Source organism: Limosilactobacillus avistercoris (genome assembly GCF_014836425.1).
GTDB lineage: Bacteria > Bacillota > Bacilli > Lactobacillales > Lactobacillaceae > Limosilactobacillus > Limosilactobacillus agrestimuris.
Genome location: NZ_JACSQW010000003.1, coordinates 66822 through 86799, shown reverse-complemented (window position 1 = coordinate 86799; position 19978 = coordinate 66822). Strand labels below are relative to the sequence as shown.

General features: G+C 39.5%; 17 protein-coding genes, 5 tRNA genes and 1 riboswitch. Of the genes, 20 read left to right on the top strand and 2 right to left on the bottom strand.

What is annotated here, in order from left to right; genetic code table 11:
* Positions 1-3: 3 nt before the first annotated feature.
* Positions 4-744 carry an amino acid ABC transporter ATP-binding protein gene (locus H9564_RS01870; protein WP_318241062.1) on the bottom strand — a complete coding sequence of 247 codons (741 nt, stop codon included), beginning with the start codon at positions 742-744 and terminating at the stop codon, positions 4-6.
* Positions 745-1015: 271 nt separating this feature from the next.
* Here H9564_RS01870 and H9564_RS01865 point away from each other — a divergent pair, with 271 nt between their 5' ends.
* The 3 genes from H9564_RS01865 to H9564_RS01855 all read left to right on the top strand — a co-directional run bounded on the left by H9564_RS01865 (position 1016) and on the right by H9564_RS01855 (position 3088).
* Positions 1016-1492, top strand: coding sequence for a universal stress protein (locus tag H9564_RS01865; RefSeq protein WP_191683852.1), 477 nt, complete (start codon positions 1016-1018; stop codon positions 1490-1492).
* A gap of 212 nt (positions 1493-1704) precedes the next feature.
* Positions 1705-2388 (top strand): VIT1/CCC1 transporter family protein, encoded by a 684-nt coding sequence (locus H9564_RS01860; protein WP_191683851.1) that lies wholly within the window; start codon positions 1705-1707, stop codon positions 2386-2388.
* A 13-nt stretch (positions 2389-2401) separates the two neighbouring features.
* On the top strand, positions 2402-3088 hold the full coding sequence (locus H9564_RS01855; RefSeq protein ID WP_191683850.1) for a VIT1/CCC1 transporter family protein: 687 nt from the start codon (positions 2402-2404) through the stop codon (positions 3086-3088).
* 59 nt (positions 3089-3147) lie between these two features.
* Here the strand turns inward: H9564_RS01855 and H9564_RS01850 are convergent, their stop codons facing one another.
* Positions 3148-4050, bottom strand: coding sequence for a cation diffusion facilitator family transporter (locus H9564_RS01850; protein ID WP_191683849.1), 903 nt, complete (start codon positions 4048-4050; stop codon positions 3148-3150).
* A gap of 183 nt (positions 4051-4233) precedes the next feature.
* Here H9564_RS01850 and H9564_RS01845 point away from each other — a divergent pair, with 183 nt between their 5' ends.
* The 17 genes from H9564_RS01845 to rpoB all read left to right on the top strand — a co-directional run bounded on the left by H9564_RS01845 (position 4234) and on the right by rpoB (position 19937).
* Entirely contained in the window at positions 4234-4896 is a 663-nt protein-coding gene (locus tag H9564_RS01845) for a metal-dependent transcriptional regulator (RefSeq protein ID WP_191683848.1), read from the top strand.
* A 69-nt stretch (positions 4897-4965) separates the two neighbouring features.
* A complete protein-coding gene (locus H9564_RS01840) occupies positions 4966-5721 on the top strand; it encodes a threonine/serine exporter family protein (RefSeq protein WP_191683847.1) in 756 nt (251 codons plus the stop codon).
* A gap of 9 nt (positions 5722-5730) precedes the next feature.
* Positions 5731-6201, top strand: coding sequence for a threonine/serine exporter family protein (locus H9564_RS01835; protein WP_191683846.1), 471 nt, complete (start codon positions 5731-5733; stop codon positions 6199-6201).
* 51 nt (positions 6202-6252) lie between these two features.
* Complete coding sequence (locus tag H9564_RS01830; RefSeq protein WP_191683845.1) at positions 6253-6927, top strand: phosphatase PAP2 family protein; 675 nt, start codon at positions 6253-6255, stop codon at positions 6925-6927.
* A 71-nt stretch (positions 6928-6998) separates the two neighbouring features.
* Complete coding sequence (locus tag H9564_RS01825) at positions 6999-7472, top strand: GNAT family N-acetyltransferase (RefSeq protein ID WP_191683844.1); 474 nt, start codon at positions 6999-7001, stop codon at positions 7470-7472.
* Between the two features lie 47 nt (positions 7473-7519).
* Positions 7520-7693: riboswitch (Lysine riboswitch) on the top strand.
* A 95-nt stretch (positions 7694-7788) separates the two neighbouring features.
* Positions 7789-9267 carry an amino acid permease gene (locus tag H9564_RS01820; RefSeq protein ID WP_191683843.1) on the top strand — a complete coding sequence of 493 codons (1479 nt, stop codon included), beginning with the start codon at positions 7789-7791 and terminating at the stop codon, positions 9265-9267.
* Between the two features lie 183 nt (positions 9268-9450).
* A complete protein-coding gene (locus H9564_RS01815; RefSeq protein WP_191683842.1) occupies positions 9451-10092 on the top strand; it encodes a deoxynucleoside kinase in 642 nt (213 codons plus the stop codon).
* Between the two features lie 64 nt (positions 10093-10156).
* A tRNA-Val gene (locus tag H9564_RS01810) sits at positions 10157-10229 on the top strand.
* Positions 10230-10232: 3 nt separating this feature from the next.
* A tRNA-Leu gene (locus H9564_RS01805) sits at positions 10233-10315 on the top strand.
* Positions 10316-10398: 83 nt separating this feature from the next.
* Positions 10399-10470, top strand: a tRNA-Gly gene (locus H9564_RS01800).
* Between the two features lie 5 nt (positions 10471-10475).
* Positions 10476-10549, top strand: a tRNA-Arg gene (locus H9564_RS01795).
* 50 nt (positions 10550-10599) lie between these two features.
* A tRNA-Pro gene (locus H9564_RS01790) sits at positions 10600-10673 on the top strand.
* Positions 10674-11094: 421 nt separating this feature from the next.
* Positions 11095-12117 (top strand): alcohol dehydrogenase AdhP, encoded by a 1023-nt coding sequence (adhP, locus tag H9564_RS01785; RefSeq protein ID WP_191683841.1) that lies wholly within the window; start codon positions 11095-11097, stop codon positions 12115-12117.
* 165 nt (positions 12118-12282) lie between these two features.
* Positions 12283-12750 (top strand): CtsR family transcriptional regulator, encoded by a 468-nt coding sequence (locus H9564_RS01780; RefSeq protein ID WP_191683840.1) that lies wholly within the window; start codon positions 12283-12285, stop codon positions 12748-12750.
* A gap of 14 nt (positions 12751-12764) precedes the next feature.
* Positions 12765-15254 (top strand): ATP-dependent Clp protease ATP-binding subunit, encoded by a 2490-nt coding sequence (locus H9564_RS01775; protein WP_191683839.1) that lies wholly within the window; start codon positions 12765-12767, stop codon positions 15252-15254.
* Between the two features lie 240 nt (positions 15255-15494).
* Positions 15495-16088 carry a TetR/AcrR family transcriptional regulator gene (locus H9564_RS01770; RefSeq protein ID WP_191683838.1) on the top strand — a complete coding sequence of 198 codons (594 nt, stop codon included), beginning with the start codon at positions 15495-15497 and terminating at the stop codon, positions 16086-16088.
* A 225-nt stretch (positions 16089-16313) separates the two neighbouring features.
* A complete protein-coding gene (gene rpoB / locus H9564_RS01765; RefSeq protein ID WP_191683837.1) occupies positions 16314-19937 on the top strand; it encodes a DNA-directed RNA polymerase subunit beta in 3624 nt (1207 codons plus the stop codon).
* Positions 19938-19978 lie beyond the last annotated feature (41 nt).

The window sequence follows — 19978 nt, the reverse complement described above, 5'->3', positions numbered from 1 at the left end:
CTTCTAGTGTCCGCTAATCTTACTCATAAAGTCGCGAGCACGTTGTGTGGTTGGTTGGTCACCGAAGAATTTCTCAGTAGAGTCATCTTCGATAATTCGTCCATCAGCCATGAAAATAACCCGATTCGCAACATCACGTGCAAAGCCCATTTCGTGGGTAACAACTAACATGGTCATTTTCGAGTTTTCTGCAATATCCTTCATTACGTTAAGGACATCATCGATCATTTCTGGGTCAAGGGCACTTGTCGGTTCATCAAACAAGAGACATTTAGGCTTCATTGCGAGGCTTCGTGCAATTGCAATTCGCTGCTTTTGACCACCAGATAGTTGTGCTGGCATGTTATCAGCTTTATCTGCAAGCCCAACCTTTTCAAGAAGTTGCATTGCAAATTCACGATTTTCTTTTTCTGGACGTTTAAGAACGATTCGTGGTGCTAGCATGATATTTTCCAAAACATTTTTATTATTGTAGAGGTTGAAATGTTGGAAGACCATTCCGACATCTTTCCGAATTAAGTTAACGTTAGTCTTTTTATCAGCTAAATCAAAACCGTTAACAATTAATTTTCCGTCACGAATTGGGTCCAAACCATTAATTGTCCGAATCAGACTACTTTTCCCAGATCCAGAGGGACCGATTAGAACAACGGTCTCACCAGCATCAATTGTTAAATTAATGTCCTTTAATGCATGGAACTTACCATAGTATTTTTGGACATTATGGAATTCTATCATTGACATTGCGTTTTACTCTCCCCTAAATATACAGTATCGTTTGTGGCCACGAGGACTAAAACAATTAAATTATAGAACTTGTTGGATCTACAGGCAAGAAAGCCCTGTCGAATATAAAAATTTAAAAATAATCAATATTTAATTCTATAGAATATTGTTTTAGGTCTACCAAAATAAATATTTACAAATATTTGATAAGTAGTAACATAGTAGGTGAAACTTACTGCGATCGAGATAATCTATTGATCGTCAGGACCACAGAGAGGGGAATAGTTTAATGTTTGAAATTAAGCCAAAGAAGTTCAAGAAGATCCTTGTCGGTGTCGACGATGCACCTGATGCCCGGGCCGCTTTTTCATATGCGGTAGATAAGGCAAAACGTGATGGCTCTGAATTAGGGATTGTTTCTATTTTGGAAACTGATGACGTTAACGTTTATCAAATTCTTGACAAAGACTACGTTCACAGCTCTGCTGATGAATTACGGAAGCGGGTTAACGAATACGTAAAGGCTGCTGTAGACTACGGTGTTGATCCAAAAAAGATTACAGGAATTGTTGATCAAGGTGATCGTCCAGCTGAACGGATTTGCAACCACGTCATTCCAGCATTCCAACCAGACTTATTAGTTGTTGGTTCAATTGGTAAGTGGGGTAACCGTAAGGCTGTTGGTTCCCAAGCATCTTACATGACTAAGCATGCAGGGACTTCCGTATTTGTTATTCGGACAACTGCAGTTCAAAGATATGAATAATTATTTCTAATTAGTAAATAGCACTTATTTAAGAAATTAATTCATTATGAATAAAGAGGTCGGTGAAAAAGTGAAAGCTTTTTCCCGACCTCTTATCCTTTGATAGCTAATTAATAATCTTTCTAAATTAGGATGAGTACTACTAACATAATTATTGATCTACTTTCAAGGAATGTTATAATGATTCTAATCTAAAAAGGGGAGTTTTTGAAATGACCAAAAAGAAAATGTCACTGGCTCAAAGAGTTAATGTTTTACGGGCCAGTGTAATGGGGGCCAATGATGGTATCATTTCAATTGCCGGAATCGTTATTGGTGTTGCTGCGGCAACCAATAACTCTTATTCGATTTTGATTTCTGGACTGTCAGGAACACTTGCCGGCATGATTTCAATGTGTATGGGAGAGTATGTATCAGTATCTACCCAGAAGGATTCGCAAAAAATGGCGTTAATTAGCGAACGTCAGCGTTTAAGTGATCAGTATCAAAAGGAATTCGACTATGTTCAAAAAAAGTATGAAGCTCAAGATATTGATCCTAAGTTGGCTAAGCAAGCAACGAAGGAATTAATGGATAAAGATGCTTTATCGACCGTTGTTCAGGAACGGTATGGCTTTAATCCAAGATACTTTACTAGTCCCTATGCTGCAGCGATTGCTTCATTTATTTCTTTTCCAACTGGTTCAATTTTACCGATGCTTGCTGTTACACTTTCTCCAGCAAACGTTCGGATCTTTGCGACAGCCATTGCAGTTTTAATTGCCTTACTTATCACCGGTTACTGTGCAGCCATTTTGAGTAAATCAGATCGCCTTAAGGGGAGTATTCGAAATGCGATTGCTGGTTTATTGACGATGGGTGTTACCTATATTATTGGGCAGTTATTAGCACATTAGGGGGTGTTGAGAAATGGCAAAGAAAAAACATCAAAAGCAAACAATGGAAGAAAAACTCAACACGCTTCGTGCTGGAGTTTTAGGTTCTAATGATGGAATTTTAACCGTTGTTGGTGTCTTAGTTTCAGTTGCGGCGGCAACATCTGATCGGTTTACAATTTTTATTGCTGGTCTTTCAGACTTGCTAGCATGTGCCTTTTCAATGGCTTCTGGTGAATACGCTTCTGTTTCGACCCAAAAGGATACTGAACAATCAGCGGTTAAAAATGAACGGCACTTATTAAAAACAGATTTTGAAAGTGAAGTTGCGGCAGTTAAGGACTATTATGTCAGTAAAGGAGTTACTCCCGAAACTTCGCTAGCAATTGCCAAAGATTTGCTTAATAAAAAGCCCTTGGAAACCGTTGTACGGGTTAAGTATGATATTGAATTAGGTCACTACTTGAATCCATGGGATGCCGCTTTCTCCTCTCTATTTTCAGCAGCTGCTGGAGGTATTTTCCCTCTCTGCGCAATGACTTTCGCACCATCCGCCTATAAGTGGTATGCAGTTATTTTAGCGGTTGTATTAACAAGTGCACTAACTGGGTACATTAGTTCTAAACTTGGAAATGGCTTGGTAAAAATTGCTGTTATTCGAAACATTATTATTGCGCTAATCACGGTTGCTATCCACTATGGTGTTGGTAGGTTATTCTAGTTTAAATATAATATTAAGGCCTAGGAAAAACGTTTTAGTTTTCGCCTAGGCCTTTTTAATCATTTAATTAAATTTTCTTCGTCGACGTCCGTATCAAAGAATTCCTCATCTTTTCCTCGATGGTACTCTGCTTGAATAGTGACGTGGCAGATTCCGTATTTTTCATTTAATAGTTTATCAACTTGTCGGTAAATTTTTTCGACATCGCTAAGTTTCATATCATGGCAATTTAAGTGAGCAGAAAAGATAATCCGCTTTTCATCAATCATCCAAGCATGAACGTGGTGCACTGCAGTAACACCGTCAATTTGGATTAGGTCCTGTTCAATTCCCTTATAATCAAGCTTTGGTGCTGATTCCATCAGGATAGTAACGGTCTGTTTAATTACTGGCCATGCTTCGTAGGCAATGTAGATAGCTACAGCAATTGTTAAGACAGGGTCAAGCCAGGTGATGTTAACAAAGGTTAAGATTACCCCGCCGATGATAACTGCAAATGAAGATAGAGCATCACTTAAAACATGGAGGTAAGTTGCCTTAACGTTTAAGTTACTGTGGCTGCCGGCATGAAGGAGGATTGCTGAAAGAAGATTAGCAACTAAACCAACAACGGCGACAATTAACATTATTTCACCGTTGATATGTGCTGGTTGTTGAAGTCGTTTAACAGCTTCAATAATTAAAAAAACTGAAACGATTACTAGAAAAGCAGCATTTACCATTGCAGCTAGTATTTCAGCTCGACGGTATCCGTATGTTCTTTTACTTGTTTCTGGTTTGTTTGCGATCATTTGGGCAAAATAACCAAGGACGATTGAAAAAGAATCCCCCAAGTTATGAAAGGCATCGGATAGCAATGCTAAACTTCCTGAAACTAGGCCCCCAATAATTTCCACAACAGTAATTAGAACATTTAGTACGGTTACTGCTAAAAAACGCTTTCCCGTGATTTGTTCATCCATTGTAAAACTCCTCATTAATGTATATGTTATTTTAAGTTTATCATATTAAAATAATAACTAACAAAAAAATTAGGGTATCCGAAGAAGTTATTTATTAGTTATGCTATAATCAAATATGTTATTATTAATTAACTTAGTAGACCGTTCGTAGGCCGAGAAACAATGTAGAGGAGGATGTAGCCCTTGACACCGATGAAAGAAGATTATCTTAAGATTATCTTTGAGCTTGGTGGTAGCCACAAAAAGGTTTCAAATAAGGATATTTCTTTGGGCCTAGGTATCGCAGCTGGTTCTGTAACTGAAATGGTCTCAAAATTATCAGATGAGGGACTAGTAGTTCATGAACCATATGCTGGAATTTCGTTAACTGAAAAGGGACAAAAGTATGCGGCTGAATTAGTTCGTAAGCATCGTCTATGGGAAACGTTCCTGGTTAATAAGTTGCATTATAATTTTGCAGATGTTCACTCAGAAGCGGAAGTTTTGGAACACCAAACCAGTGACCGGTTAGCAACGGCGCTGGACAATTTTTTACAGCACCCACAAGCATGTCCACATGGTGGGGTAATTCCATCAGCCAGTGGACAATTCCCAGATGTTTCCCATCGCTTATTAGCGGATGCCAATGATGGAGAGACAGTTCAACTTGAACGTTTCTTGGATAATCATGAATTGTTAACATACCTTGAAGAATTAAAATTACGGCCAGATGATACTGTTAAAGTGATTCGTCATGAACCATTTGAAGGACCATTAGTAATTGAAAAAGATGGTGAAGATACACCACTGAATGTTTCATACAAGGCATCACATAATATCTTTATCAAGGCTGATACAGGTAAATAATTGATGTAAAGAGGCTGAGGTAATTCCCAGCCTCTTTTAATATACCTTGTTATTAAGGAGGGAAAACTAATGATAACGGAACAACGACGAATTCTTGCCTTACGAACCTGTGTCCTTGCGGGGAGACTCCTGATTGAAAATGGCTCAAATATGGAAAGGGTGAACGATACCCTGGATCGAATGGCTAAAAATGTTGGTTTAAGAAAATTTCAAGCCTTTACGACCTTAACTGGGATTGTTGCTAGTAGTGATGATCTTCCTAATTCACAAGTTGCAGATATTCGGCGGCGAAAGAACGATCTTAGTAAAGTAGCGGCAGTAAATGAAGTTTCGCGGGAACTAGCCAGTGGCGTGATTGAACTACCTGAAGCTTATGCTCAGTTGAAGTCGGTTGAGCGACAGGTAAGTGGATGGTGGCAAAATCCATTAGAAACTCTTGCAGCAGCTGTTTTAAGTGCTGCTTTAATGGTTGTTTTTACAGGTGACGTGGTAGACTGGTGGGCAGTTTTTATCATTGGTGGCTTAAGTTATGCTGTTTTTTCCTTCGTAGTTCGTAAGTTTAAAATTCAATATCTTGGTGAATTTTGTGCTTCGTTAGTAATTGGTATTTTAGCAATTCTAACCGTAAAATTTGGGTGGACCCATAACGCAAATTCAATCATTATTGGTGGCGTTATGCCACTGGTTCCTGGAATTCCGATAACAAATGCGGTGCGAGATTTGGTTTCCGGAAACCTAATCAGTGCCCCAACTCGAGGAATTGAGGCAATTTTAACTGCAGTTGCAATTGGAAGTGCGATCGTAATTGTTATGCGTTTTAGTTAGGAGGAGCCAATGAACTGGGAAAATTTATTTTTGCAATTTATTCTTTCGTATGTCTCAACCGTATGCTTCGGAATTTTACTTCATATTCCAGTACGGGCCTACAATATGGCTGGAATAATTGGTGGTGGGGTTTGGGTTATATATTGGCTCATCTATTATCATCATCACGTAGGACTAGCAATTAGTAACCTGTTTGCTGCTATCTTGATTTCACTATTTAGCATGGTCGCAGCTCGTCATTTAAAAATGCCGATGATTGTTTTTAATGTTCCCGCGTTAGTAACGTTTGTTCCTGGGGGACAAGCTTATAAAATGGTTCGTAATTTTGCGCTAGGTAATTATCCTTTAGCGATGTTTTACCTTTACCAGGTAATTGTAATTGCCGGTGCGATCACCCTTGGCTTTGGACTTGGTGAATTATTGATTCGGGCCGTTAAATATATTCGTACTTTATCGAAAACTTCAAAATCAAAAGCTTAATGGTATGGTATACTCTAAACTAATGCTTATATAGATGATAGGAGAAAGATAATGTTAATTGTTCCAGATAATCAGCGATGGAAACGATTCACCATTAGCGGGGTTGTTTTTATTGTTTTGATGTTAATGATTAAGTTCAACTCGACGATCGGAACCACGATGGATGCTATTTTTCAATCCTTGTTCACAAGTCAACGTTTGGAGAACATTGGTTGGTTCCATGCCTTAATGACCTTAATCTCTTTTTTGGCTAGTCCAAAGCTTGACCTACTATGGGTTCTGATAATCGCAATTGTTTTATGGTTGAAAAATTACCGGATCCCTGCGGTATGGGCAATTTGCACAATCCTTGGTGGGGATGTCTTAGGAACCATCGTTAAACACTTTGTAAAACGGGCTCGTCCAGCACAACACCTCGTTACTGATGATGGCTATAGTTTTCCAAGTGGTCACACCCTTGGCTTGTTTTTAGTTGCCGGAATCCTCTTCTTGGTGGTAATTCCAATTATCCAACGGGCAGCTGTTCGAACAATTTGTCAGTTATTACTGATTTTCGCGATCTTCTTCTTAGCGGTTTCTCGAGTATACCTTTATGCTCACTGGCCAGTAGATACACTTGCAGCAATGCTATTGGCATACGCTTGGCTTCAAGTGGCTGAATGGTTATATGTTGCTTGGGCACCAAATTTTCGCGAGATGAAGGTATTTAGTAATTCAATTTATTAGGTTAAAGCGCGAAGGATCCTGTTCGATCTTGATTGCGCTTTTTTATTTCCCGGGAAATAGGAGGATGATAAATGATAATAAAGACTAGTCGGCTAATTATTAAACGTGTTCGATCCCAAGAAGCGGCTTCATTAACTCCTCTACTGAGGTACCAGTCATTATTTAGGCGAGCTGGCCTAGTTTCGTTTGGGAAGGTTGAGTTAAATTCTTTGCAACTACTTTGTCATTCAGAGTGTGTATTACAAATTAAAACGAGAGATAAACAACAATTACTTGGAATAATCATTCTTCTTCATGTTTATGGAGAAAATGGGGAGGTGTTTCCAAAAAAGTACGAGATTGGCTACCTCCTTACTCCTCCGGCTCAACACTGTGGTTACATGATAGAAGCCTTAAGCGCTGTTTGTCAGGAGTTAGATAAGTATAACGTTAAATTAGTCGCTGAGACCAAGAAGAATAATGAATCTTCAAAGTGGGTACTCAAGCGATGTGGTTTTATCCAAATAGCAATAAAAGCCGGTATGATTGAGTGTTGGGAACGTTAGGGTAGGAAGCAAAACTTGCGTTATTAAATGATGAGAGTATAATATTGTCAAAATGAAGAGGTTGCATTCTTTATCAGTATGGACTATTAGGAAAATAAGTTCCGGAGTAGTCTTGAAAGGAAGGAGTGCCGAAATCTTTCTTAGCTTATTCTAAGAAGGGTTGGGACATGGTTGAAAAAGTCATGGACTGTCGCGATAAATCGCGGGGCGCTTCGCTGAACGATTCAATGATAATTTTGGGTCTTCTAATGGGGTTGCCTTATTAGAAGACCTTTTTTAATTGCTTAATCGCTCAGATATATGGGGAGGAATTAAAATGTCAGAAGATACGAGTAGTGGTCAGGGGCAGATAAAAAGAACCCTTAAGACCCGTCACTTAGCGATGATTGCTTTAGGTGGAACGATTGGTACTGGGCTATTTATTACGAGTGGTTCAGCTATTTCAACCGCAGGACCAGGTGGCGCGCTAGTTGCGTACGGTATCATGGGAATTATGGTTTATTTCTTAATGACCAGTTTAGGTGAAATGTCCACTTATATGCCACTCACTGGTTCATTCTCCGCCTTTTCTTCAAAGTTTGTTGATACCGCTTTAGGGTTCGCAATGGGGTGGAACTATTGGTTTAATTGGGCCATTACAATCCCGGTTGATGTGACCAGTGCAGGAATTGTGATGAATTTCTGGCTGCCGCGTGTTCCGAGTTGGATATTCAGTACGATTGTTTTAGTCCTTGTTTTCTTAATTAACTATTTATCAGTTCGTTCATATGGGGAAACAGAATACTGGTTAGCTTTGATTAAAGTAATAACCGTTGTCGTTTTCCTAATTGTTGGTGTTGCAATTATCTTTGGAATTATGGGTGGTCAACCAGTTGGCTTTAGCAATTTTCATTACAAAAAAGCACCGTTTGTCGGTGGGATCCCAGCAATCATTAGCGTGTTCTTAGTTGCCGGATTCTCCTTCCAGGGAACGGAATTAGTCGGAATTACTGCTGGTGAAGCTGCTACTCCGGAAAAATCTATCTCAAAGGCAATTCATTCAACTTTCTGGCGGATCCTCTTATTCTACATCTTTGCAATTTTTGTTATTGCCTGTGTTCTACCTTACACGGACAAGAACTTATTGAATTCTGATGTTACTAATATTACGATGAGTCCGTTCACCATTATTTTTAAGCGGGCTGGGTTAGCAGTTGCAGCTAGTATTATGAATGCAGTTATTTTAACTGCCGTTGTTTCTGCTGCCAATTCTGGCTTATATGCCTCTACCCGGATGCTTTATTCACAGGCCCGTGAAGGTTATGCATGGCGGTTCTTTGGCTACGTTAACCGGCAGGGGATTCCGATCTATGCACTGATCGGGACAATGGTAGTTTCAACTTTAGCCTTTGCAACCCAATTTATTGTTCCTCAAGCTTACCTTTACTTGACTGATGCTTCTGGACTTTGTGGTTTCATTGCATGGCTAGGAATTGCTATTTCTCACTATCGTTTCAGAAGAGCATATGTCGCTCAGGGACATTCTGTAAGTGAACTTAAGTACCATGCCACCCTTTACCCATTTGGACCAATTTTTGCGTTCATTCTTTGTACGATCGTTATTTGCGGTCAAAATGTTGAAGCATTTGCCAAACTCGATTGGTCTAATATACTAATTACATATATGAGTGTTCCGCTATTCCTTATTTTGTTCTTCTACTACAAGATTCGGTATAAGACTCATATTATTCCACTTAAAAAAGTTGACCTATCTCGGCGAACTAAGGGTGAAAAGTACGAGCCAGAAGATAATTAGTAAAATTTTATTCTATATAAGAGATCCTTGGTACTATCAAACTTGGTACTTCAGGATCTTTTTTGTAATTTGAAAAGAACAATAAAAAGAGAACTAAACACCAATTCAGTCTCTTCTTTTTTCCCTTGTTCAATGGTAGAATGGTTAAGTTGCTTTTAACAAACAAAGGGGGATAAAAATTCAATGATTGCACTTGCAGGGACGATAGGTGCCGGAAAGACAAGTTTAACCGGATTACTTGCAGATCATTTAAATAGCCAAGCATTTTATGAATCAGTTGATGACAATAAGATTTTGCCACTTTTCTATAAGGATCCAAAAAAGTATGGCTTTTTATTACAAATTTACTTCTTGAATCGGCGGTTAGATGAGATTAAAGAATCATTTGGAAACGATTTAAATGTCCTTGATCGTTCAATCTTTGAAGATGCGTTATTGTTTAAACTGAACGCTGATATGGGACGGGCAACCGAAACTGAATCTGATATTTACTCATCATTACTACATAACATGATGGAAGAATTGCCTGAACAACCACATCAAAAAGCACCTAACCTTTTAATCACAATTCAAGTTTCGTTTGATACGATGCTTGAACGGATTAAAAAACGTGGTCGGTCATATGAACAAATTTCAAATGATCCATCTCTTTATAATTACTACAAGAACCTTAATGAGCGTTACCGTGACTGGTATAAGCAGTATGATGCCAGTCCTAAAATGTTAATTGATGGGGATAAGTATGACTTTGTCGAAGATCCAGAAGCAGCAAAACAAGTGTTAAAAATGATTGATCAGAAATTAATTGAACTTGGTTTAAAATAATTGTTGACATTAATTTTAGATGATGATATATTAATAAAGTTCCATTATGAATATATCATTTTTCGGAGGATTAGCTCAGTTGGGAGAGCATCTGCCTTACAAGCAGGAGGTCACAGGTTCGAGCCCTGTATCCTCCATATGCGGATGTGGCGGAATTGGCAGACGCGCAAGATTTAGGATCTTGTATCTTTTAGATGTAAGGGTTCAAGTCCCTTCATCCGCATTTGGAATAAAAATTTATTTCAAAAAAGTATTGACATCGGTCTGTGACACGTGATATATTAATTATCGTTGCAGAGCAGTTATGCGGAAGTAGTTCAGTGGTAGAACATCACCTTGCCATGGTGGGGGTCGCGGGTTCGAATCCCGTCTTCCGCTCTTATGCACCCATAGCGCAATTGGATAGAGTGTCTGACTACGAATCAGAAGGTTGAAGGTTCGACTCCTTCTGGGTGCACTACTAAAAAAGCGTGGCACACTGAACAGTGTTGCTACGCTTTTTCTTTTCGGAATTTAGCTCAGTTTGGTAGAGCGCTGCGTTCGGGACGCAGAGGTCGCAAGTTCAAATCTTGTAATTCCGATAATAAAAAAGTCTGGTGTATTTAATAAGCTAATACATCAGGCTTTTTATTTATCCTCTACTTATTAGTAATAACTTCCCAATATCAATAGCTAATTTAATTCTTAAAAGTGTCCCATCTTCATAATTAGGGGCACTTTTTGCATTTTAATTGAAAGCGGTCATTAGTTGAAATTTTAAGGTGACTTCCTAAGCGAACATAGAGATTAACAAAATAAGACTATATATTAGAATTTATTTGCTAATTTAATCACATTGGTATTATCTGATTACAATTACATTAAGTAAAATAGTAGGCAAATAAAGAAATATTGGTCTGAAAAAATTCTGTTTATTTATTCACAAAAGCGCTTTAAAAAGCAAAACTAATTTGGTATTATAGCTTGTGTAATAAATAACAAGTCCAAAGGAGATTTTAGATTATGAAAGCTGCTGTTATTAATGATCCAGTAGATGGTTACGTTACTGTTAAGGATGTTAAACTTCGTGATCTTAAGCCGGGTGAAGCTTTAGTTGACATGGAATACTGTGGTCTTTGTCACACCGACTTACACGTTGCCGCTGGTGACTTTGGCAAGAAGCCAGGTCGGATTATTGGTCATGAAGGTGTTGGTCGTGTATCTAAAGTTGCTCCTGGCGTTACTTCCTTAAAAGTTGGGGACCGGGTATCTATTGCTTGGTTCTTTAAGGGCTGTGGGCACTGTGAATACTGCCTTACTGGTCGTGAAACACTTTGCCGGAACGTTTTGAATGCCGGTTACACTGCTGATGGTGCAATGGCAGAACAATGCATTGTTCCTGCTGACTACGCTGTTAAGGTTCCAGAAGGCCTTGATCCTGTTGAAGCTACCTCATTAACCTGTGCCGGTGTTACTATGTACAAGGCATTGAAGGTTGCTGACATTAAGCCAGGTCAATGGGTATCAATTGTTGGTGCTGGTGGTCTTGGTAACTTGGGAATTCAATTTGCTCACAACGTCTTCGGTGCTCACGTTATTGCTGTTGATGGTAATCCTGACAAGCTTGAAGCTGCTAAGGAAAATGGTGCAGAAATTCTTATTAACCGTCATGATGGTGACGTTGATAAGCAAATCCAAGAAAAAGTTGGTGGCGTTCATGCCGCTGTTGTAACTGCTGTTTCTGCTTCAGCATTTGACCAAGCGGTTGATTCACTTCGTCCAGATGGTAAGTTAGTTGCCGTTGCCCTTCCACAAGGTGACATGAAACTTAACATTGCTAAGACAGTTCTTGATGGAATTATCGTTGCTGGTTCATTAGTAGGTACTCGTCAAGACTTGGCTGAATGTTTCCAATTTGGTGCTGAAGGTAAGGTTCACCCAATTGTTAAGACACGGAAGCTTAGTGAAATCAATGACATGATCCAAGAATTAAAGGATAACAAGGTTGTTGGTCGGAACGTTGTTGATTTCAGCCTAGAAGATTAATCTAAATTATCCCCTTTTTGAAATAAAAGAGACTGGAGAGCCACCAGTCTCTTTTTCTGGTTTAAATTACATTCCATATTAAATTGAGACTGTTTTCTGGTTCCCGATTTAATATTGTGGTAAAATTTGGTCAAGATTAGTCAAATAAGATTTGGAGGTGATGTAATGGAAGAAAAGAGTATTTCAGATATTATTGAGGAGTATTTGAAGCAAATTCTTGGAGAGTCATCTCAGATTGAAATTCGCCGATCAGAAATTGCTAATCATTTTGACGTTGTTCCATCACAGATTAACTACGTGATCAAGACACGATTTACCATTCAACACGGTTACCTAGTTCAAAGTAAGCGTGGTGGCGGTGGTTATATTCGGATCGAGCGGGTTAATTTACTTGATAATGTTGATGTGTTAAACTCACTGATCCAAGCAATTGGTGATTCGATTAGTGAGCGTGATGCTTATGATATTATTCGAACGCTTTATGATGAAAAAGTATTGACGAGGCGAGAGGGGGACTTAATGTTAGTTGCCTTATCAAAGCAAACACTAAATGTGAATGATTGTAATGTTGAATCTCGTTTGAGAGCGAGAATTTTAATTTCAATGCTGAATCGTTTACGGTATGAGAGCTAGGGGGAAAGTAATTAATGGATAATATGTTTACACCAAGTGCTAAGCACGTCTTAGCACTTGCCCATGAACAAGCAAAATACTTTAAACACCAAGCCGTGGGTACTGAACATTTATTACTTGCATTGGCAATTGAGAAAGAGGGGATTGCTAGCAAGATTTTTGAGCAATTCTCCATTACCAGCGATGATATTCAAGAGGAAATTGAAAGAATGATTGGTTACGGAACGATGGATGACATGGGACCGGCCGATTATCTCCCGTATTCACCAAAGGCACGACAAGTTTTAGCGTTATCTGGTCAGGAAGCACAACAGTTAAATGCGTTAAAGATCGGTACTGAGCATATTTTGCTTGCGTTGATTTCCGATGAAGGGATCCTTTCTTCAAGGATTCTAATGAGCCTGGATGTTTTACCACGTCAGATTCGTAAGGTAACCTTACGTCGCCTTGGTATTTCTGATATTCAAGCACGACAACGGTTAGGGAAACAACAAAGGCGGCAGGCAAGAAAGTCAGGAACTCCAACCCTTGATAAGCTTGCTCGAGATATGACTCAAATGGCAAGAGATGGTAAGCTTGATCCCGTAATCGGTCGTGATAAAGAGTTGCGACGGGTGGAACAAATTCTTAGTCGGCGGACAAAGAATAACCCAGTCCTGATCGGTGAACCGGGGGTTGGGAAAACCGCAGTGGCGGAAGAGTTAGCTCGCCAGATGGCAAATAATGAAGTTCCTGAAGATTTAGCGCAAAAACGTTTAATGATGCTTGATATGGGCTCGTTAGTTGCCGGGACTAAGTATCGAGGAGAATTTGAAGATCGTCTAAAAAAGGTTATTGATGAGATTCAAAAAGATGGTCACGTAATTCTCTTTATTGACGAATTACATACCTTGATTGGTGCCGGAGGAGCTGAAGGAGCAATTGATGCTTCTAATATTTTGAAACCAGCCCTTGCTCGTGGTGACTTACAGACTATTGGAGCAACTACTCTTGATGAATATCAAAAGTATATTGAATCGGATGCTGCATTAGAGCGTCGGTTCGCCACAGTTCAAGTTGAAGAACCATCTGAAAATGCTGCCTTGCAAATTTTGAACGGTTTACGGCCAAAATATGAAGAACATCACCATGTCAAGATTGATGATGATGCCTTAAAACAAGCTGTTAAACTTTCTAGTCGGTATATTACTGATCGTTACCTACCAGATAAGGCAATTGATTTAGTTGATGAAGCTTCATCAATGGTACGGATTGATGCTGAAGAAAAGAAAAAGCATCAGCCATCACTGACTTCTAAATTAGCTGAACTTCGTCAGAAGAAGGAAAATGCGATTGAGAATCAGGACTTTGATCAAGCTGCGAACCTTCGTCAAGAAGAATTGACATTAAAGGCCAAGGTTGATGAGCAAGAAAAGAAGGCAGAGAAGCAATCTACAAAGCACCAGCTACATACTACTGGAGAAGACGTTGCTAAGATTGTGGCTGAATGGACTGGTGTTCCACTAACCCAGTTGAAGAAGAGCGAGAGTGAACGACTGGTTAATCTTGAAAAAGTTCTTCATAACCGGGTTATCGGCCAGGACGAAGCTGTTTCTGTGGTTGCAAAGGCAATTCGTCGTGCTCGAAGTGGGTTGAAGGATCCGCAACGACCAATTGGTTCATTTATGTTTCTTGGGCCAACTGGTGTCGGGAAGACCGAGTTAGCAAAGGCACTTGCAGCGGCAATGTTTGGTTCAGAGGACAATATGATCCGGATCGACATGTCCGAGTATATGGAAAAGTACAGTACGAGTCGGTTAATTGGTGCAGCTCCTGGTTATGTTGGCTATGATGAGGGTGGACAGTTAACCGAAAAGGTTCGTCAACATCCTTACTCAGTTGTGCTGTTAGATGAAGCTGAAAAGGCTCATCCAGATGTCTTTAACTTGTTACTTCAAGTTCTTGATGATGGTTACTTGACTGACGCTAAGGGGAGAAAAGTAGATTTTCGTAATACCATTATCATTATGACTTCTAATCTTGGGGCTACCCAGCTTCAGGATGAGAAGGAAGTTGGTTTTGGTGCACGAGATGTTAGTCAAGACTATCAAGCAATGGCATCTGCAATCCGTCAACAATTGAAGTTACATTTCCGTCCCGAGTTTTTGAACCGGATTGATGAAACGGTAATTTTCCACTCCTTACAAAAGGATGAACTTCATCAAATCGTTAAACTAATGGTTGCTCGATTAAGAGCACGGGTCGCGGAACAAGGAATAAACCTGAAAGTCACTCCTGCAGCGGTTGATGTTGTAGCAACTAAGGGTTACGATCCGGCATATGGTGCTCGTCCACTTCGGCGTGCTTTACAGGATTTGGTTGAGGATCCATTAAGTACTGCATTATTAAGTGATGAGATTAAAACCGGTGATAATGTGGTTGTCGGTGCTCACCAAGGAAAGATTACTTTAAAAGTAAAAAATAGTAGTGAAAATAGTCGTCGAGGACGAACGATAAAAAATTAATATTAATTTGACAAAAGAGGTTCCGTTATTCAATTTGTTGGATGGCGGAACTTCTTTATTTCTCGAACTTTATTAAACATTAATGTTATCATCTGTTTAATAAAAGATGATATAAATAAAATATTATTTTATCTATATTAAAATGAATAACAGATAATTTTGTTGAGAAGCTTGTCAAATCAGACTTTTGGTGGCATTATATACTTATAATGCGATTAATATGTTAGGAGATAATAAACAATGAAGAGAGCTGAACAGCTTGAGAAGACACGACAGTCAATTATGAGAACAGCAACTAAGCTTTTCTTACAAAAAGGCTTTGGCGAGACCTCTACTCGTGATATTGCCAAACAAGTCGGGATCACCCAACCAGCTCTTTACCATCACTTTAGCGATAAGGAAGTTCTTTATCTTGATGTGATGACTAACCTGAGTAGTAAGGTTCGTAAAGACATTAATAAGGTGATGCGAAAGCATAAACTGACCCCTAATGAACAACTGTGGCAAATTACTGTTGTGTTGAAAAAACATCATCCAGCAAGTATTTATGATCAGTATCACCAAGCAATTAATTTACTTTCAAAGAGTTCTCAGCAAAAACTAAATATGATTTTAGCGATGAACTATCTTCAACCAATTGCTGAGTACTTTAAACAACCAGAAGTAGAATTGCGTCCTGATATTTTGCCACAAGAAGCGGCCGAATTATTCTTAGCCGAAATTTCACCAATTTTTGGTACCTACCAACCAATTGGTGGTCATAATATTAGCGATGACCAGCGTGATCAGTTGATTTTGGACTGCATTATTAGCGGCCTTTCAAAATCAAAATAATTATTTGAGTAACTCTATTGACATTTAATTAATAATCTTATATCATATAATAGTATGTAATTGTGAGTTCTCATATGAACTTAGTGATCTATTGTCCACTAGGTTCAGTAAATAAAACCAAAGGCAGTTTTTAACTGTTTTTGGATTTTTTTTGCTCAAAATTACGATTTTGACCTATTTGTAATCAAATTGTAATATTTAAAACTCACTGAATAAATTAGAGAGGTGAACAGTTTGGCCGGACATTTAGTTAAATACGGTAAGCACCGTACCCGTCGTAGCTACTCCCGAATTAAAGAAGTTCTCGAGTTGCCAAACCTAATTGAAATCCAAACCAACTCATATAAATGGTTCATGGATAAAGGTTTACGGGAAATGTTTAATGATATTATGCCAATCGATGATTTCCAAGGGAAGTTGTCATTGGAATTCGTTGACTATCAACTTTTGGAACCTAAGTATACTGTTGATGAAGCGCGTGAACATGATGCAAACTACTCTGCACCACTTCACGTTACTTTGCGTCTTACTAACCATGAGACTGGGGAAATTAAGTCTCAAGATGTTTTCTTTGGTGAATTCCCATTAATGACAGATCAAGGGACCTTCATTATTAATGGTGCTGAACGGGTTATTGTTTCTCAATTAGTTCGGTCACCAGGTGTTTACTATAGTGAAGAAGTCGGCAAGAATGGTCGGCCAAGTTATGGTGCTACATTTATTCCAAACCGTGGTGCCTGGCTTGAATACGAAACTGATGCCAAAAACATTTCTTACGTTCGGATTGACCGGACTCGTAAGCTACCAATGACAGAATTAATCCGAGCTCTTGGATTTGGCTCAGATGATGAAATCATTGATATGTTTGGTGGTAACAGTGAAACCTTATCATTGACTTTGGATAAGGATGTTCACAAGAATGCTGAAGATTCTCGGGTTGAAGAAGCACTTAAGGACATTTACGAACGTCTTCGTCCAGGTGAACCAAAGACCGCTGACTCAGCTCGGAACTTGTTAACTGCACGGTTCTTTGATCCAAAGCGTTATGATATGGCTCCAGTTGGTCGTTACAAGACTAACAAGAAGTTAATGTTGAAGTACCGTCTTCTTGGTGAAACTTTGGCTGAAACCCTTGCTGATCCAGATACTGGTGAAGTACTTGCACAAAAGGGTGACAAGGTAACTAAGGAAGTATTGAAGAAGTTAGAACCATACTTGGATCGTGATGACTTCAAGATGATTACTTATACTCCTTCTGATGAAGCTGTAGTTACTGAACCAGTAAAGCTTCAAAAGATCTTAGTTTACTCCCATGAAGATCCAGATCGTGTTGTACCAATTATTGGTAACGGTCATATTCCATTAGAATACAAGCACATTGAACCAGCTGATATTCTTGCTTCATTGAACTACTTCTTTAACTTACAAGAAGGCATTGGTTTAACTGATGATATTGACCACTTGGGTAATCGGCGGATCCGTTCTGTTGGTGAATTATTACAAAACCAATTCCGGATTGGTTTAGCACGGATGGAACGTGTTGTCCGTGAACGGATGTCAATTCAAGATCCTAATACCGTTACACCACAACAATTAATCAATATTCGTCCAGTTGTTGCTTCAATTCGTGAATTCTTCGGTTCTTCACAATTGTCACAATTCATGGATCAAACTAACCCACTTGGTGAATTGACCCATAAGCGGCGTCTTTCTGCCCTTGGTCCTGGTGGTTTAACTCGTGATCGTGCCGGATATGAAGTTCGGGATGTTCACTATACTCACTATGGCCGGATGTGCCCAATTGAAACTCCCGAAGGTCCTAACATTGGTTTGATTAACAGTCTTTCATCCTATGCCCGTGTTAATAAGTACGGATTTATTGAAACTCCATACCGGCGTGTTTCATGGAAGACCCATAAGGTAACCGATAAGATTGACTACTTAACTGCTGACGAAGAAGATAATTATGTTATCGCTCAGGCTAACACACCATTGAATGATGATGGTTCATTTGCTGAAGACCAAGTTATGTGTCGTGATAAGGATGATTACATTGAAACGAGTGTTGAGAACGTCGACTACATGGACGTTTCTCCAAAACAAGTTGTCTCCGTTGCTTCCGCATGTATTCCATTCCTTGAAAACGATGACTCTAACCGTGCCTTGATGGGTGCTAACATGCAGCGTCAAGCTGTTCCATTGTTGAACCCTCATGCACCATTAGTAAGTACTGGAATTGACTACAAAGCAGCTCATGACTCTGGGGTGGCCATGATTGCTAAGAAGCCAGGGACAGTTGAATATGTTGATGCTCGTGAAGTTCGGGTTCGTGAAGAAGACGGTACTCTTGATACTTACAAGTTAATGAAATTCCGTCGTTCTAACGGTGGTAAGAACTATAACCAACGGCCAATTGTTAAAGTTGGCGAACATGTTGATGATGATGATGTCCTTGCTGATGGACCATCAATGGAACAAGGTGAATTAGCCTTGGGTCAAAACCCATTGATTGCCTTTATGACCTGGGAAGGTTACAACTTCGAAGATGCCATCGCAATTAATGAACGGTTGGTTAAGGATGATGTTTACACATCTATCCATATTGAATCTTACGAATCAGAAGCTCGGGAAACCAAGCTTGGACCTGAAGAAATGACTCGTGAAATTCCTAACGTCGGTGATGACGCCCTTAAGGATCTGGATGAAAATGGGATCGTTCGGATTGGTGCTGAAGTCCACGACGGCGATATCTTAGTTGGTAAGGTTACTCCTAAGGGAATGACTGAATTATCCGCTGAAGAACGTTTGCTTCACGCTATCTTTGGTGAAAAGTCACGTGAAGTTCGTGATACTTCTCTCCGTGTTCCTCACGGTGGTGGTGGTATTATCCAAGACGTTAAGGTCTTTACTCGTGAAAATGGTGATGAACTTTCACCAGGTGTTAACACCATGGTTCGGGTTTACATCGCTCAAAAGCGGAAGATCCAAGTTGGTGATAAGATGTCAGGTCGTCACGGTAACAAGGGTACTGTTTCAATCGTTGTCCCTGAAGAAGATATGCCATACATGCCAGATGGGACTCCAATCGACATTATGTTGAGTCCAATGGGTGTGCCAAGTCGTATGAACATTGGTCAGTTGCTTGAATTGCACTTAGGAATGGCCGCAAAGCGTCTTGGTATTCACATGGCAACACCAGTATTTGATGGTGCTACTGATAAGGATGTTTGGGATGCTGTTAAGGAATCTGGATTCCCAGAAGATGGGAAGACAATCCTTTATGATGGTCGGACAGGTGAACCATTTGAAAACCGGATTGCCGTTGGTTCAATGCACTATCTTAAGTTAGCCCACATGGTTGATGATAAGATTCACGCCCGTTCTACTGGTCCATACTCACTTGTTACCCAACAACCATTGGGTGGTAAAGCTCAATTCGGTGGTCAGCGGTTCGGTGAAATGGAAGTTTGGGCTCTTGAAGCTTACGGTGCTGCATACACCCTTCAAGAAATCCTTACTTACAAGTCAGATGATACTGTTGGTCGTGTTCGGACTTACGATGCCATCATTAATGGTGAACCAATTCCAAAGCCAGGTGTTCCTGAATCATTCCGGGTTCTTGTTAAGGAATTACAAGCATTAGGCCTTGATATGAAGGTTCTTGATGGTAACCACAATGAAGTTCAATTAAAGAACATGGACGAAGACGATGATCAAGTTGTTAATGTTGATGCTTTAGCTAAGTATGCCGCAAAGCATAATGCTGAAGAAAAGGAAAAGAAGGAAGAAGCTTCTTCTGAAAAGTCAGCAGCAACAACTGATGAACAAGACAAGACTAAGCAAGACTAGTTAGTTTTACTTAGCACTGAACGTAAACTACTAAAATAAGG